General features: G+C 41.5%; 13 protein-coding genes. 11 read left to right on the top strand and 2 right to left on the bottom strand.

From position 1 onward, the window contains the following. The first annotated feature begins 12 nt into the window (after positions 1–12). The 11 genes from NM125_RS00660 to NM125_RS15940 all read left to right on the top strand — a co-directional run bounded on the left by NM125_RS00660 (position 13) and on the right by NM125_RS15940 (position 11,946). Positions 13–1,122, top strand: a complete 1,110-nt coding sequence (locus NM125_RS00660; protein ID WP_255131827.1) for a hypothetical protein — start codon at positions 13–15, stop codon at positions 1,120–1,122. A 215-nt stretch (positions 1,123–1,337) separates the two neighbouring features. After that, complete coding sequence (locus NM125_RS00665) at positions 1,338–1,793, top strand: hypothetical protein (RefSeq protein ID WP_255131829.1); 456 nt, start codon at positions 1,338–1,340, stop codon at positions 1,791–1,793. A 5-nt stretch (positions 1,794–1,798) separates the two neighbouring features. Further along, positions 1,799–2,422, top strand: a complete 624-nt coding sequence (locus NM125_RS00670) for a hypothetical protein (RefSeq protein ID WP_255131831.1) — start codon at positions 1,799–1,801, stop codon at positions 2,420–2,422. A 12-nt stretch (positions 2,423–2,434) separates the two neighbouring features. After that, positions 2,435–3,751 (top strand): DUF4900 domain-containing protein, encoded by a 1,317-nt coding sequence (locus tag NM125_RS00675; RefSeq protein WP_255131833.1) that lies wholly within the window; start codon positions 2,435–2,437, stop codon positions 3,749–3,751. A 69-nt stretch (positions 3,752–3,820) separates the two neighbouring features. Then, on the top strand, positions 3,821–4,207 hold the full coding sequence (locus tag NM125_RS00680; protein WP_255131834.1) for a hypothetical protein: 387 nt from the start codon (positions 3,821–3,823) through the stop codon (positions 4,205–4,207). Positions 4,208–4,526: 319 nt separating this feature from the next. Then, positions 4,527–5,036 carry a DUF4402 domain-containing protein gene (locus NM125_RS00685; RefSeq protein ID WP_255131836.1) on the top strand — a complete coding sequence of 170 codons (510 nt, stop codon included), beginning with the start codon at positions 4,527–4,529 and terminating at the stop codon, positions 5,034–5,036. Positions 5,037–5,140: 104 nt separating this feature from the next. Continuing rightward, a complete protein-coding gene (locus tag NM125_RS00690) occupies positions 5,141–5,704 on the top strand; it encodes a hypothetical protein (protein ID WP_255131838.1) in 564 nt (187 codons plus the stop codon). Next, positions 5,697–6,218 carry a hypothetical protein gene (locus NM125_RS00695; RefSeq protein ID WP_255131840.1) on the top strand — a complete coding sequence of 174 codons (522 nt, stop codon included), beginning with the start codon at positions 5,697–5,699 and terminating at the stop codon, positions 6,216–6,218. The genes NM125_RS00690 and NM125_RS00695 overlap by 8 nt, the downstream gene beginning before the upstream one ends. A gap of 690 nt (positions 6,219–6,908) precedes the next feature. Further along, the gene (locus tag NM125_RS00700; RefSeq protein ID WP_255131842.1) at positions 6,909–7,454 is read left to right on the top strand and encodes a DUF4402 domain-containing protein; all 546 of its coding nucleotides are present in this window, start codon (positions 6,909–6,911) and stop codon (positions 7,452–7,454) included. Positions 7,455–7,606: 152 nt separating this feature from the next. Next, positions 7,607–8,434, top strand: coding sequence for a hypothetical protein (locus NM125_RS00705; RefSeq protein ID WP_255131844.1), 828 nt, complete (start codon positions 7,607–7,609; stop codon positions 8,432–8,434). After that, entirely contained in the window at positions 8,431–11,946 is a 3,516-nt protein-coding gene (locus tag NM125_RS15940) for an SPOR domain-containing protein (RefSeq protein WP_255131845.1), read from the top strand. The genes NM125_RS00705 and NM125_RS15940 overlap by 4 nt, the downstream gene beginning before the upstream one ends. A gap of 108 nt (positions 11,947–12,054) precedes the next feature. Here the strand turns inward: NM125_RS15940 and rpoN are convergent, their stop codons facing one another. Then, on the bottom strand, positions 12,055–13,563 hold the full coding sequence (rpoN, locus tag NM125_RS00715) for an RNA polymerase factor sigma-54 (RefSeq protein ID WP_255131847.1): 1,509 nt from the start codon (positions 13,561–13,563) through the stop codon (positions 12,055–12,057). Further along, positions 13,553–14,143 (bottom strand): DUF3109 family protein, encoded by a 591-nt coding sequence (locus NM125_RS00720; protein ID WP_255131849.1) that lies wholly within the window; start codon positions 14,141–14,143, stop codon positions 13,553–13,555. Before NM125_RS00720 ends, rpoN begins: the two co-directional genes overlap by 11 nt. Positions 14,144–14,254: the final 111 nt, after the last annotated feature.

Consider the following 14,254-nt stretch of genomic DNA (forward strand, 5'->3'; position numbering starts at 1 on the left):
AGGTAACATATTATGGGACGAGCAATGATTATTTTAGCATGTGGAGCCATATTTACAATGGGTATCATGCAGATTGGAATGCAGGACCGGAAAATCCAGATAACAAAAGTTTCTTCGTCCTATGCCAATGATATACAGGCAAGAAATAAAGCCTACACGGCCGTACAGATAGCTATGGATAGAATAAATGACTCTAACGGCAGCTGGCACCCTAAAGAAGACAGCCCATGGGTCCAGGAGATCGAGGGCGACTCCGTCAGCTTATACTATGAATTATATGAGGCCTCAAGTGCATCAGGCACCTTTGGAGTGTTAGAAAGTGATACCGTTAAAATGTACGCCACCTCCTGGTATAATGATCCTCTGACCGGTGCAAAACAGGAAACTAATATCATAAGTCTTTTTACCAAGAATGCTATGCATTTTGTGCCCGAATTTAGATCGGCTCTTTCTTTCGCAACAAACGACTTTACCTTTAGTGCAGGTGGAAGTTCTCTTGTTTCCGGTAACGATGCCAGTGGTACATGTGCAGATCGCCCCGCACTCGCAGTTCAAAGCAACCTCTCTTATCTTGAAGCTTCTTCAGGCGGGTCTGGAAATATTGAAAGCGATTCCGTTAACGTGGCTATAGATTCAGAACTTTCTTATAAACCCGTGGATCAGTTAGTAGCCAGGTTAGCACAAATGTCTGATGTACAAAAAATTACAGGGAACTATAAAGGAAGTTTGGGAAGTGCTGATGACCCCGGAGTGTTTTTCGTGGAAGACAACGCAAAATTAACCGGAGGTATTTCTGAAGGTTATGGGATTATGGTAGTACGTTCTAATGGTTATCTAAAATATGATTCGGCAGGAGTTGAACTTGATATAGCCGGAAATTTCAAATTTAACGGGTTGGTTATTTTTGAGGATGCCTACAATATGGATGGCAGAGGTACTCCAACCATAAAGGGATCCGTCTTAGTTGGTAAAAAAGATGAGGACACGGGTAACAAGCTGGATGTTGATCTGAATGGTAATATCACCATCCAATATGACTGTGAGGCTGAGAAATATGCCCAAGTTGCTTCTGCCAACAAACTGAAACAAAATCGATATAGGCGGTTAAGTACCTTTGAGTAGGCTCACCTAAGGCTTATTAAGAATATTTAGTTAATACATTCTAACTCGCTTTCCTGTTCAATTATATGAACATTTAGAATGTATTAGTCTAACGGGTACATACCGAGCTGTTCTATCTCTATAGGCTAATTAACAAAGGGTCAATTTTCTTTTTGTAACATTAGTTCGTTTTGAACTCTTGTTAGATAAAGAGAGCAACTTTTAGCCACTGAATTATGACTGACTACTCGGATATCATTTACCTTGGTGCCGCAATGGTGGTGTTTTCCTTGCTTACAATGAACACGTCCAGAAGTTTTCAGGTAACACTGGATACCATGGTAAGGTCAGAATTGGAGTACCGTGCCATTTCAGCCGCACAGGAAGAAATTGATGCCATCCGCTGGGTTCAGGCACGGTACAAAACCCAGGATCCCTTCGATTCGGACAATAGCTCCTACTATTTATATGAGGATAATCCCATAGATCGGACCTTTGATTATGGGGCTAATGATGAGTATTCAGAAACCTTTACCATATATCGAAAGGCGGAAGTGAGCAATGATTGTGACTTATTGGATGCCTCCAATCAGCGTTGTTACGAAATTACTATTACCGTTGAGAATAACTCTCTGGATCCTCCGATCACCGTTACCCAAAAATTGATCAGAACCATAACCTTTAGCAGCTAATTGCCATGAATATAGGTATTGTTACAAGTTACGTTATTGGTGGCTTTATGCTGATTTCTATTCTGGCATTTAATATCAGTTTAAATACCACGGGACAGGAAACCACTATTTCTACCATCAATCAGGAAAAAAGAGATAATTTGGTAGAGTTAATTTCCTGCGACTTTAATGGGTTGGGATATTCAGACGATGTATTTAACAATGAGCCGATCGCGACCAGTGAAAGGAATAGAATTGAATTCAGAACTTCTCCGGCCTGTGTTGATAACGGAGATAACACTTCAGGCGAACTGGTAACACTTTATGCTGACTCTACAGCCTTTGTCAGTTCAACTACTAATCCAAATGACTTTTATCTGTATCGCGAGGATAAAAATGGTACAACCCGGTTCCTCGTCACCTATTTTAAGCTAAAGTACTATAAAAGAGATGTTTCGAGCGGAAACTGGGAAGAACAATCCGACCCGGCTGGTAGTGGTACTTCACAAAGAGGCATTAAGGTAAGAGTTGAGATAATGATTGAATCTGAAGAACCTATTCGAATAAGTCCACAAGGCGATTACATCTATCACCGTACCGCCTGGACCAGAGAGTTTTTACCCAACATCATGAACCACCCCTGGAATTAAAAGGAGAGTATTATGGGACGAGCAATGTTATTTCTTGTTAGCGGTTTAGTCATCATTTCGGGCATTATTCAGATGGCGAATATGAACCGTACCGAAATGTTGCCGGAGCGAACAGCTACTCACTTTAACGAACAACAGGCTAAAAATGTAGCAGCCAGCCTCATTGATAATGCTATTCAGAACTTACTGGTAGATATGGAATGGTCGGACGACATAACAATGTCTACGGCAAGTGGAGCATCCGGAACACTTTATATGACCCAGCCCGATCCCGATGATGAGTACCGCGTGCTGCTGACAAGCTATGGTACTTATGGTGGATATCAGGCTGAGATTGAAGTGTTGATGCAACGAGACTCCTTTTCCAGGTATTCTTATTTCACCGATTCTGAGACATTTGCTCCTCCATACGATCACATCAAAATCTGGTGGTGGAATGGTGACCAGGTAACCGGCCCCGTTCATACCAACGGTACCTTTAGCATGTCGGGTTCGCCTACCTTCAATGGATTTATTTCCAGCCCGAATGACTGGGTTGGATACACCGGCGACGAAACCAGTAGTGATCCGGCGACTCGACACGGTAGTGATTCGCCTAACTTCAATGGAGGTACCAACTTCAACCTGACAAAGACCAAAGATCTTCCCGGTACTGAACAAATCAACCTATTAAAAAGTCAGGCTACATTATCTTTTAGCTCGAACAAAGATGTCGAGTTTTATGAAGATGTATTGGGTGAAGGCTATGTAAAAGTAAAAGATGTAGGATGCTCAGATCCAATAACCTGTTATGACCACTACAAGTTATCGAGTTATGAAAATGCCGAGGGTGGTGTTGTGATTAGTGTTGACGGTCATGCTAACGTGGTAGGTGAAGTTAAAGGGAGTGTTACCCTTCATGCCAAAGACGATATTAACATTATGGGAGATATCGTATATGATACAGACCCGAGAGTTGATTCAACTTCCACCGATCTTCTTGGATTAGTAAGCGAGGAAGATGTAGAAGTTGACCGATGGGCACATTCTTATAATGGCAGCTCTGATTTAACCATTCATGCATCTATTATGGCCCTCGGAACTTCTTTTGAAGTAGAAGATTACAGCAGCGGAAGTCCAAGAGGTACCTTAGACCTGCTGGGCGGAATAGTCCAGAAAAACAGGGGGGCGGTGGGTACCTTTAGTGGAGGAAGTGTGGCCAGTGGCTATACTAAAGATTACGTGTACGATACTCGCCTGCAACAAACCATCCCTCCTTCCTTTCCCCGGGAAAGTGTTTTCTCGCTGGTTTACTGGCGCGATAAACCTGTTGTGAAAGTGAACTCATAAACCGAAAAGATTCTTACATTCGATTTTCAAAACAACTATTCAAAAACAATACATACGATTATATCACCGATGAAAAGATTATTCTTTATTCCCATTCTGCTGCTCACGTTTTCTTTGGTTGCACAAGCCCAAAGCAAAGTTACCTTCAATGTTAACCTAACCCCGATGCTGAAGGACAGTACATTTGTACCCGGCCGGGATTACGTACAGGTGACCGGCAGCTTAAGCCCAATCAGTACCCGTCCCGTCCGCTTATACGATACCAATCCCGTGGACAGTGTTTATACGGCAGAGGTTCGTTTTTCATCACGGTATTCCAACAGTGAGCTTGAGTATAACTTTGAAATTGTACATCCCGAAGGAAAGAAAAAGACGGAACAGCTTCCCCGAAAAGTACGCCTGACCAATCGGGAACTTGAACTCCCTCCTCTCTATTTCAATGCCTTTGCCTGGTAGCTTATTCTTACACAAACAGAACCTCCAAGCGTCTGCAGGACCTTGGAGCGTTCGATGGTCAATTAAGTACGCTTATACCAAACCAAATATGTTATCGCAACGCTTCCAGGACCTTCGGACGCTGAAAGGTTGCTATAACAAATCCGGCTACTCATTCTTTTCGTATATATTGAAGATAAAGCAGTTCCTTACTGCTGAACATGATCAGAGTACCGGGCCGGTTACGATGCTCTAATTAAAATATATTAACTGGCTTTACTCTCATTTAACCGAGAAATTTACTCTCCAACTTTAAGGTTTCAGGCAATCACTTTTTCCTATGCGATATTTCTTCTTAGCAATCATATTAATTTTATATACTTCTCAGCCCCTTCAGGCTCAGGATCGACGAGGTGAACCTATTGTATCTGCAAGTATTAATGTTAGTGCCTCTGTAATTCCTTCTATAGAATTGATTACCGTTAATTCTATGACTTTCCCAAACCTTCAGCCCGGACAAAGAGAAATTTATGTAAATCCAGTGAACAGCTTAAATGCCGGTTTTATGATTGCCGTAGGCATGCCCAACACTGAATTTCGACTAAATTATTTACCTGAAAGAGAACTAACCCAAGTTGATGGAAATTCTACTCTGACTTTTACCTATGAATTATCCGGTAACAGTGAAGAAAACCAATCTACTTCTGAGCTTTTAGAGCTGGATAACAGAAATATCGAGTTTAACGAAGAGGGCCGATATTACATTTGGGTTGGTGGTCGCGTAAATATTGAAAATGCAGCTCCCGGTAATTATGAAGGAGACTTCACCATTGAAATAGATTACATATGATCTTCAACTCACATAGAGTTTCAGCGCTTTCGGAGCCTTTCAATTTGAAGGGCTTTACGCGTTCTATGTATTTAGCATTTTTTTTGTTGTTGTCGGGATCTTCAATGAACACCATCGCCGCCCAGGAAATTGATTTCGGCGACTTCAGCAGTAGATATACAACTATTAGTCCCATACTTATACAACCCAACTTAGACTTTGGCACTATCGCCCAAAATCAGGGTGTAAAAGAAATTGATATTAATGAGGCAGCTGTCATAGAGCTGGAAGGTATAAAGTATCTCGATGTGCTGATAGATATAGAACTGCTTGCTCCTTTTGATACTGACGGGTGCTCTAACGCAAATTGCACCTTGCCATTTACATTGAAGGGAGCCTACTCAAACTTTGGAGAAGACAGTGAAGTTTCGGCACTGAATAACACCAGGTATATCGGTGAAACTACCATAGACTTCAGCCAGCAAACCGGTGTTATTAGTACTCAGTTTCCAATTTTAAGCCGAACTTCCGGGCCTCCCGGACCACCTCCAAACCCAGTTTATAAAGGGTATAACTTAGAAGCTCAAAAAGAAAGTGCTTACCTATTCATTTATGGTTCGATTAATGCCAGTGGCCAGATTTCGGGATCCTACTCCGCTGATATTCAGGTAACAATATATTATGACTAAGAGGATCTTTAGCATACTTGCCATATTCTTTATTCTGAGCACCAATTCCATAGCTCAGTTTATAAATCTGCAGCTTAAAATAGAACCCGAGCTCAGTGCAACCGTTGAACAGAATCTCGATTTTGGAACTTTAATTTCTAATACTGGGACAACCGAGATACAATTGGGTGATGTAAACATGGGAGTATTCAGCATCAGGGCTTTTTACACTCAAAATGTCTATATCAATCTTGAATACCCGGAAGTTTTGGTGCATAGCCAAGCCGGGATCAGTCAGGAAATTCCCTTATCTTTAAACATGTCTTATAACAACAGCGGGACCAATTCTATAACTTCGGCAAACTCTATCCCAGCCAGTGGTGGTATGGTATCTATTCACGATAATACAAATCTCACCAATCCCTCTGAGATCTGGAAACAGTTATATATCTATGTTTATGGCTCTATAGAGGTAGGTAATATCCCGAATGGTGTTTATACCGGTGAAGTTATTTTGAGCGTTGATTACGATTAATACTTTACGAGGCACCTTTGGCATAGTGTATTGTACTACCTTGTCTGCTTGAAGAAACATTCTCTTCTCCTATACACCTGCCATTAAATCGCTTGTTTACTTTAAAAAATCCCATCATTAGCTGACGATGATGTTAAATTACAAATGGAGCTGCTGCATAAAGATTAGCGACTAATTCATAATCCATTTGAACCTTGAGGGATCGAATTACCGGATTTCCCTGATTACTCAACTCCATTCTTCCAATCCTCTAATCAAGTAAATCATGGATCAAAACCCAGATGTTCTCCTACCTCATACAAGCTATATCCACAAAAAAGGTCACTATTCCATTGTCTAAGAGAAAAGATTAAAATGGATAATGATCAACATCCCAATTCTATTCTATGAGATTGTTCACGGTTCTGTCCGTCATTACGCATCAATGAAAGTGTGGCTTATGATTAAATCCAACCTGTCATTCCATTCGTATTATCAAAGTGGCATCCCAAACATTAAAGAAATCTAAATATAAGTCTGATGTCACATAGGTATTTTAGACCCATAAATTATCATCTATGGACATTGATTACATGGTTTCAGCTCAAAAGTTAGGACGTTTTAATTAAGAGTATCTAACTGGGAAGTGACTCAAAACATCAATAATTTTCTTTCAGAATTTAAATAAACAAACAACTCAATCTCACGATTATGAAAACTCTAAAAACTCTTTTATCTGCCCTTGCACTTGTTGCCTTAACTGCAACATCTGCCATGGCTCAAGGACAAGCAAGTATAACCGCATCTGCTAATGTAATTACTGATGTAACATTGACAGCTGTTAATAATCTTGATTTTGGTACGATGACAGATGGCGATGCTGATTCTGGTGTTGATATCTTGTTAAGTGGTGCTGAGTCAAGTCTTGGTAAGTTCTTTATGGATGACGTTGCGAGTGGACAGGCAATTATTTTGACTCTTTCTGCTCCTACAGCTCTTTCTGTTTCCTCACCTACATTTTCTAATACTACTCCAAGTGATCTGCCATTATCTTTGACAGCCACTTATTCAGAAGTTGACGGAACCCCAGGTGGAGGTACTAATGACTTCTCTTTCACAGGTAATGATGGAGAGCTTGCTGTGACAACCGGCGCTACTGATGCATATGTTTATGTTGGTGGTACTGTGGGTGGGTCTGCAGGAAACTACCAAGGACAATACTCTGGAGATATTACTCTCTCAGTTTACTACGACTAAAATTCTATTTTAGCATTAAAGCCTTGCCTTACTCTGGCAGGGCTTTTTTTTTACAACTAACCAAGCAAAAAAACAGCCTTAATCAGTGATGGTAAAAGTTAACAACAATCATTACTATTACTCGCATCGGGAATTCATTAATCTATAGAGTTATGAAAAAGCTATTACTTACTATACTGCTTGGTTTATGCACATTATCTGCCGGGTTTACACAGGTTACTATTGCCCCAACAAACCTTTATGTTAGTGATGACTCCAGGTTTGGAACTTATATGGTCATCAATAATTCGAATGAAAATCAGGAAATTTCCATTGATTTTGTATTCAGCTATAGCGCTTTGAATGAAGATGGGCAACGAAGAATTGTGGAAGATGACTCTACAAGAGCTGAATTGTATTCTATTGCTGAAAACGTACGGGCCTTTCCTCAAAATTTTGTACTCACACCCGGCCAACGTCAAATTGTACGTCTTCGGATTGCAGCTCCTAACAACTTGGAAGATGGAACATATTGGGCTCGAATAAGAACCAGTGCAACACCAGAAGCCCCACCTGTTGAGCTTGAACAGTCTGAAACTGTGACTGCAAGTTTAGGATTAATTGTTGAACAAGTAACAGGACTTTACTATAAAGTTGGATCTGTAAATACAGGAATTGTTATAAAAGAAATAGTCCCAAATGTATCAGAGGATGGTGTTTTAGAAGTACTAACAGACTTTGAGCGTACTGGAAATTCACCTTTTCTCGGCTCTGTAATCACTTCTCTTATAGACTCAAACGGTAATGTTGTACAACAGTCCAGAAACTCTACCACCCTCTATTTTAGTGGTACTCATAAACAAGAAATTATTCTAGAGAACACTCCTCCAGGGGAATACTCTGTCAGAGTTGAATTTATTACCCAGAGAAATGACGTTTCTCCTGACGAGATTGTACAAATGGATCCGGTTTCAAGTACAACCAAATATACGCTTAGGTGAATCATTGGTTAAAAATAATACTTACACTCAACATTGTTGCCTTATGCCTATTTCTTAAACCCGATAATTCCCACGCGCAAGGCAACAATAATGACGAAATTGAGGTGTATCTTGAATTTCGTCATCGCGGCATTATAGGTTCGGTTGTTATATCCTATTATAAAAACGATCAGTTTTATCTCCCCGTCAGTGAACTTTTCTCCCTCTTTGATATCGACCATACTGTTAATGGTTTATCCGTAAACGGAAAATTTGGCATCAAACAAACTCCCTACCACATTGACTTAAGAGCCAATCAAATTAAATTCGGGGATAAGATTATTCAACTCACAGTTGATGATTATTTGATAAAGGAAATTGATTCTTATTTACGGGCCGATATTTTCTATGAAGCCTTTGGATTAGATTTCACCATCGACTTCAACAACCTCACGCTGAATTTAGAAACTGAAAAAGAACTCCCGGCAATTGAAAGAGCCATCCGAGCACAAAGAAGGCGACTTGCTGATGATAACAGGTATCAGGAAGTTAGATATGATTTACGATATGGCAGAGAACGCCCTTTTTTAGACGGCGGATTTGTTGACTATAACCTTTCCGCCAACATGGGTTCCGGAGTTAATGTTTATAATGCCAACACAAACCTGGGAGTTCAGTTATATGGAGGAGATTTGCAAGGAAGCATCTTTGGAAGTTATTCCAGCAACTTTTCCAATATCTCTACCGATAACCTTCGCTGGCGTTATATGTACAGGGACCAACAGTGGCTTTCAAAAATCACTATTGGCCAAACAAATTCGGATGGTGTCGCCAGAAATAGCTATACCGGGATCAGACTTACTAACGAACCTATAGAGCCCCGTCGACTGTTTGATGAGTATGTAGTTCAGGGCAGCACTATACCCCAGTCGGAAGTTGAATTATATATGAACAATGCCCTTATCGACTTCCAACAAGCTAATGAAATGGGTGATTACCGGTTTTTAACTCCCATAACGTACGGATCTTCCCAACTTGATTTAAAAATTTATGGCCCGACCGGTCAGATTATCGAACGCTCCGAACGTATTCAGGTACCGTTTACTTTTCAACCTAAAGGAGTCTTTAACTATTCCGTAAACCTCGGTCAACTTGACAATCCTATTGTAGGTAATACAAACCAAAACCTGACAGCACAGGGAACAGGATCTTATGGAATCACAGAATGGCTTACTGCCAAAGCCGGCGTTGAGTATTATGAAGGGTTGAATGACGGACTACCTACTTTCACCTCTTCCGTTTCCTCAAGAATCCTCTCAAGTTATATATTAACATTTGAGGCTGCTTCTCAGGCTTATTACCGAGGTGTTTTTAATACTATATTCCCAAACTCAGCCAGCATAAATTTTGATTTCACTGAGTACACAGGCAACTTCAGTATCTATAATCCTTCTAATGATGATAAAAGACTGGTAGCTTCCGCCTTTTATCCCTTTAATTTGTTTGGCACCCCTTTTAATGTCAGGGCTTCTGCTTTCTCAAGGATCAGAGAAACAGCAAATGCCACTACTCTGCGTCTGGACGCCAATTCACGAATTGGGAAAATGAACCTAAGGGTTGGTTACAGTGACCGGTTCGCCGGCAAAGTGGATCTCTTCAACCCAACAACAACTTCATATGTTGAGACCTCCGCTACCTATAATGTATCCCGCAACAGAAATCTTCCTCCATATATTCGTGGCGTTTTTCTGCGTGCACAGATGCGATATCAACCCACCTTAAACCAGTTCGAGTCAGCAGAGGCTTTAATTTCGAGAAATGTTTTTAATCAGGGACGATTCCAGCTCTCTGTAGGTCGAAATTTCATTGCAGAGTACAACACGATTAGATTCAGCCTTGTTATCGACCTCAATAAAATCCGTACCAATACTACTTACAATAACATAAGAAACAATAGCAGTTTCACGCAGAACGTACGCGGATCAGTAGGATACGATACCAACTACAATAACTTTTTATTTACCAGCAGAGACCAGGTTGGCCGTTCCGGTACCGCCATTCAACTATTTGTAGATAACAATGGGAATCGATCTTTTGAAAAGGAAGAAGACCAGCCTATTGATGGAAATGCAGTTAGAATACGGCGATCCGGGGCAAACAGTATCCAAAAAAATGGGATTCTATATTTCACACAGATGCAGCCTTATTTCTACTATAACATGGAAATGAATGAAGGTGGCCTTGACAACCCTATGTTGGTACCAGAGTTTGATAAATTTGGTTTGATAACAGACCCGAGTCGGTTTAAAAAAGTTGAGATACCCTTCTATATGTCAGGCGTTATGGAGGGATCCGTAAAACGACAAACTGCTAATGCAAAAAGCAGTGGGATTGGTGGACTAAAACTTTTATTGGATCAACAGAATGGGGATTTCAGCAAAGAATTGAGAACATTCTCGGATGGTAGTTTTTACGATTATGAACTCCCTCCCGGCCAATATATACTCCGGGTAGATCCCTCCCAACTGGACATCTTAAATGTGAAATCCATCCCTGAAAAAATAGAATTTGAAGTAGAAGCCATACCCGAAGGTGATTTTGTGGAAGGACTGCAAATTCTGCTGGTTCCCAAAGATTATCAGGTAAATGAAGAACCCATTACGGCCGGAACCAACATCGCTCAAACTGCCAACAGTGGCGGTGGTATTTCACTAGAGTATAACATAGCTGTAGACAGACTAATCCTGAATAAATGCCGATATGGCGTTCAGCTGGCTGCTTTTTCATCGTTTGAAGCTGCCACAAGGATTGTTAAAAACTACAGCCGGGATTCTGACTCCTACATTGTCTATAACGAACCACGGGAGTTGTACGCGGTCAGAACCGGTCTTTTCCAGGAGCTGAGCCGTGCATCTCAATTCACGCAGAATCTGACTTCAACTTACCCGGATGCAGCGGTATTGAATCAGTGTTATGAAACGGTGGCAACCAATTACGAGCCGGGGGGCTTTCGGTACGATCTTCAGTTTGCTGCCTTCACGAATCCACACCGGGCAGATTCTTATATGAATGACCTGGAATCCAGGTATAATTTCAATCTGCATCGTTATCAGGATCCCAATACACTGATGTATAAAGTCAGGCTGGGTCCATTCAGCTCTGAACGATTGGCAAAACAGGAAAGAAATAAGGTTTTGAGTTCCACACCCATCTCTGATATTTATATCGCAAAACAGGAACTCCCTGCTTCTATGATCAATGTTGATTTTGAATTTATCCTGCAGCTGGGAGAATTTGAAACTGAACGACAGGCTGTGCTTTACGCCATCCGGGTTGAGGAAGAATTCGGGTTCGATTCAAAAATACTGATCGATGAGCGGGAGAATATCGTGCTGGTTCTTGAGGAGGTGTACTCCGATTGGGAGGAAGTACTGTCCATTCGAAAACAGATCGATAATAACAACACGTTCAGAACTCCTGTTATTCACCTGATGGAGCAGAAAATTAACGACCAAGTTAATTTCAGCTGGTGATAAATTAGCCTGATCCTGAATAGATATCTTAACCCTTCCAGGGTTAAACCCCTTTGCTTGAGTCAGGATAATTGCTATAACCCTGAAAGGGTTATTCAAGCAAAGGAATCAAATTACCTGCTTGCGCATTCGGGCTACGGGCTGGTTGAGCTGCTCCCGGTATTTACTTACCGTTCTTCGGGCCACTTTATAGCCTTTCTCGTTCAGCATATTGGTAAGTTCCTGATCGCTGTACGGCTTCTGCTTATTTTCTTCATCAATAAGCTTCTCCAGAATATTCTTGACTTCGCGGTTAGAAACCTCTTCCCCGCTTTCCGTTTCCAGCCCTTCATTGAAGAAATACTTTAGTTCGTACACCCCGAAATAAGTTTGAACATATTTTCCATTCACCACACGGGACACGGTCGAAATATCCATTCCAATTCGCTCGGCCACATCTTTCAGGATCATAGGTTTCAGTCCCTCCCCGAACTTGAAGAAGTCTTCCTGCAGAGCCACTATCGTCTTCATGATATTCATGAGGGTGTTCTGCCGCTGACGAATTGACTCAATAAACCACTGAGCGGAATCAATTTTACTCTTCATGAAGGAATGAGCCTCAGCATCAGTGTTCTTTTTCTTCTTGGCTTTGATTTCCTCCCACATCTGTTTGTACTCCGGGGAAATTCTAAGTGAGGGTGCGTTCCGCTGATTCAGGTTAATCACAAATTCACCCCGCTCAGTTTCCCCATCTTTCATGCCTTTCCAGTACACCTCAAAATCCGGCTCAATGTAGTTCTGAGTTTCTTCCATATCACTGGCCACTGCCCCGGGACGAGGATCCATCTGGCGGATGGCTTCGAAAGCCGCCTGCAATTCCTCCCGCTCAATGTTGAACTTCTGCAGTAATTTGGAGAAGTGCTTCTTTTCAAACGATTTCCAGGCCTTTTCCACTATTTTGATGGCGAGATTAAGACCGGGTAAATCCTTTTGGGAGTCCTTAAGCTGCACCAACAAACAATCCTGTAAATCTCTGGATGCAATACCAATGGGGTCAAGCTGCTGGATTTTTCTACGAACGCTCTCCACCATGTCGGCATCCACCAACACTCCCTGATTGAAGGCAATGTTATCCACTACCGCTTCCAATTCCCGCCGAAAATAGCCGTCTTCATCCAGCGAGCCCAGAATTTGATCGGCAATCAATTCTTCTTCTTCCGAGAGATTCAGAAAAACCACCTGCTCTTCGAGCTGCTCTAAAAAGGAGGCGTTATATGGATTAGGAAGTTCTTTCCATTCCTCAATATCCGGGTTGTACGAGGTGCTGTAATTATCTCCGTCGTATTCGGTATTGGAGTCATATTCATCCCAATCCACTTCATGCTCTTCCAGGCTTTCAAGAGCTTCTTCTTTCTCTTCTTTAGGAGATTCTTCCTCTTCCGATAAGCTAACAGTCTCTGCTTCTCCGGGATTAACCTCCTCCAGCACAGGGTTAGCTTCCATCTCTTCTTTGATGCGCTGCTCCAGGGCAATGGTAGGCAATTGCAGCAGTTTTATATACTGCAACTGTTGAGGGGAAAGCTTTTGCTGTAAGCTCTGCTGCTGCTTTTGGCCTAAATTCTGTTGATTACGTAGCATGCTTATCCTTTTGACGAATCTCTTTACAAGCTTCTATAAAACTTGCGAACCACTTTTCTCCATACCGTCGAACTAACGGTTTTTCAAGGAATTCTGCCAAATATATATTTTCGTTCTCTCCCCGTTCGCATGCAGCCGAACATAGTTTCGGAACGTATTCGAAATTGGCGTAATCAAAGTCCGCAATTTTTTTAAGCCGAACCGGGAATAAATGACAACTGATGGGTTTCTCCCACTTCAATCTCCCATCGAAATAAGCCTGTTGTATAGCACAGTAAGCGACTTCATTTTCATCATACTTCACAAAAATACAATCATCACTCTCCACGGTTGAAATCTCATAACCGCTATCCTGTGTCCCAATTACCACGCCGTCTTTTTCTGCTACTTCTACCGCTTCTTTCTGTAGTTCGCTCTTCAGCAAGTGATACGCTTTGTTTAAAGCCGGAATTTCTTCCTTAGCAACGGGAGCTCCCGCATCACCAACCACGCAACAAGCCCCTTTGCATCGTGGTAAGTCACAAGCAAATTGCGCTGTGGCAATGTCGTCTGACAGAATAGTATTTTTTACTTTGAACATAGCTCAAGATAAGAATCAGTCAGACACTTTTCGAAAATCAACGGTCTGTTTTTATAATTCAATTCATTCCGGCAGAATTCATTAAATTCGGCCTTTAATAATTTGTGATAA

Source organism: Gracilimonas sediminicola (assembly GCF_024320785.1).
In the GTDB taxonomy this organism is placed as follows: domain Bacteria; phylum Bacteroidota; class Rhodothermia; order Balneolales; family Balneolaceae; genus Gracilimonas; species Gracilimonas sediminicola.

Bases quoted from the DNA above. Each gene is read 5' to 3' on its own strand.
- NM125_RS00660 (WP_255131827.1), top strand. From the start codon at position 13: ATGGGACGAGCAATGATTATTTTAGCATGTGGAGCCATATTTACAATG.
- NM125_RS00665 (WP_255131829.1), top strand. From the start codon at position 1,338: ATGACTGACTACTCGGATATCATTTACCTTGGTGCCGCAATGGTGGTG.
- NM125_RS00670 (WP_255131831.1), top strand. From the start codon at position 1,799: ATGAATATAGGTATTGTTACAAGTTACGTTATTGGTGGCTTTATGCTG.
- NM125_RS00675 (WP_255131833.1), top strand. From the start codon at position 2,435: ATGGGACGAGCAATGTTATTTCTTGTTAGCGGTTTAGTCATCATTTCG.
- NM125_RS00680 (WP_255131834.1), top strand. From the start codon at position 3,821: ATGAAAAGATTATTCTTTATTCCCATTCTGCTGCTCACGTTTTCTTTG.
- NM125_RS00685 (WP_255131836.1), top strand. From the start codon at position 4,527: ATGCGATATTTCTTCTTAGCAATCATATTAATTTTATATACTTCTCAG.
- NM125_RS00690 (WP_255131838.1), top strand. From the start codon at position 5,141: ATGAACACCATCGCCGCCCAGGAAATTGATTTCGGCGACTTCAGCAGT.
- NM125_RS00695 (WP_255131840.1), top strand. From the start codon at position 5,697: ATGACTAAGAGGATCTTTAGCATACTTGCCATATTCTTTATTCTGAGC.
- NM125_RS00700 (WP_255131842.1), top strand. From the start codon at position 6,909: ATGAAAACTCTAAAAACTCTTTTATCTGCCCTTGCACTTGTTGCCTTA.
- NM125_RS00705 (WP_255131844.1), top strand. From the start codon at position 7,607: ATGAAAAAGCTATTACTTACTATACTGCTTGGTTTATGCACATTATCT.
- rpoN (WP_255131847.1), bottom strand. From the start codon at position 13,563: ATGCTACGTAATCAACAGAATTTAGGCCAAAAGCAGCAGCAGAGCTTA.
- NM125_RS00720 (WP_255131849.1), bottom strand. From the start codon at position 14,143: ATGTTCAAAGTAAAAAATACTATTCTGTCAGACGACATTGCCACAGCG.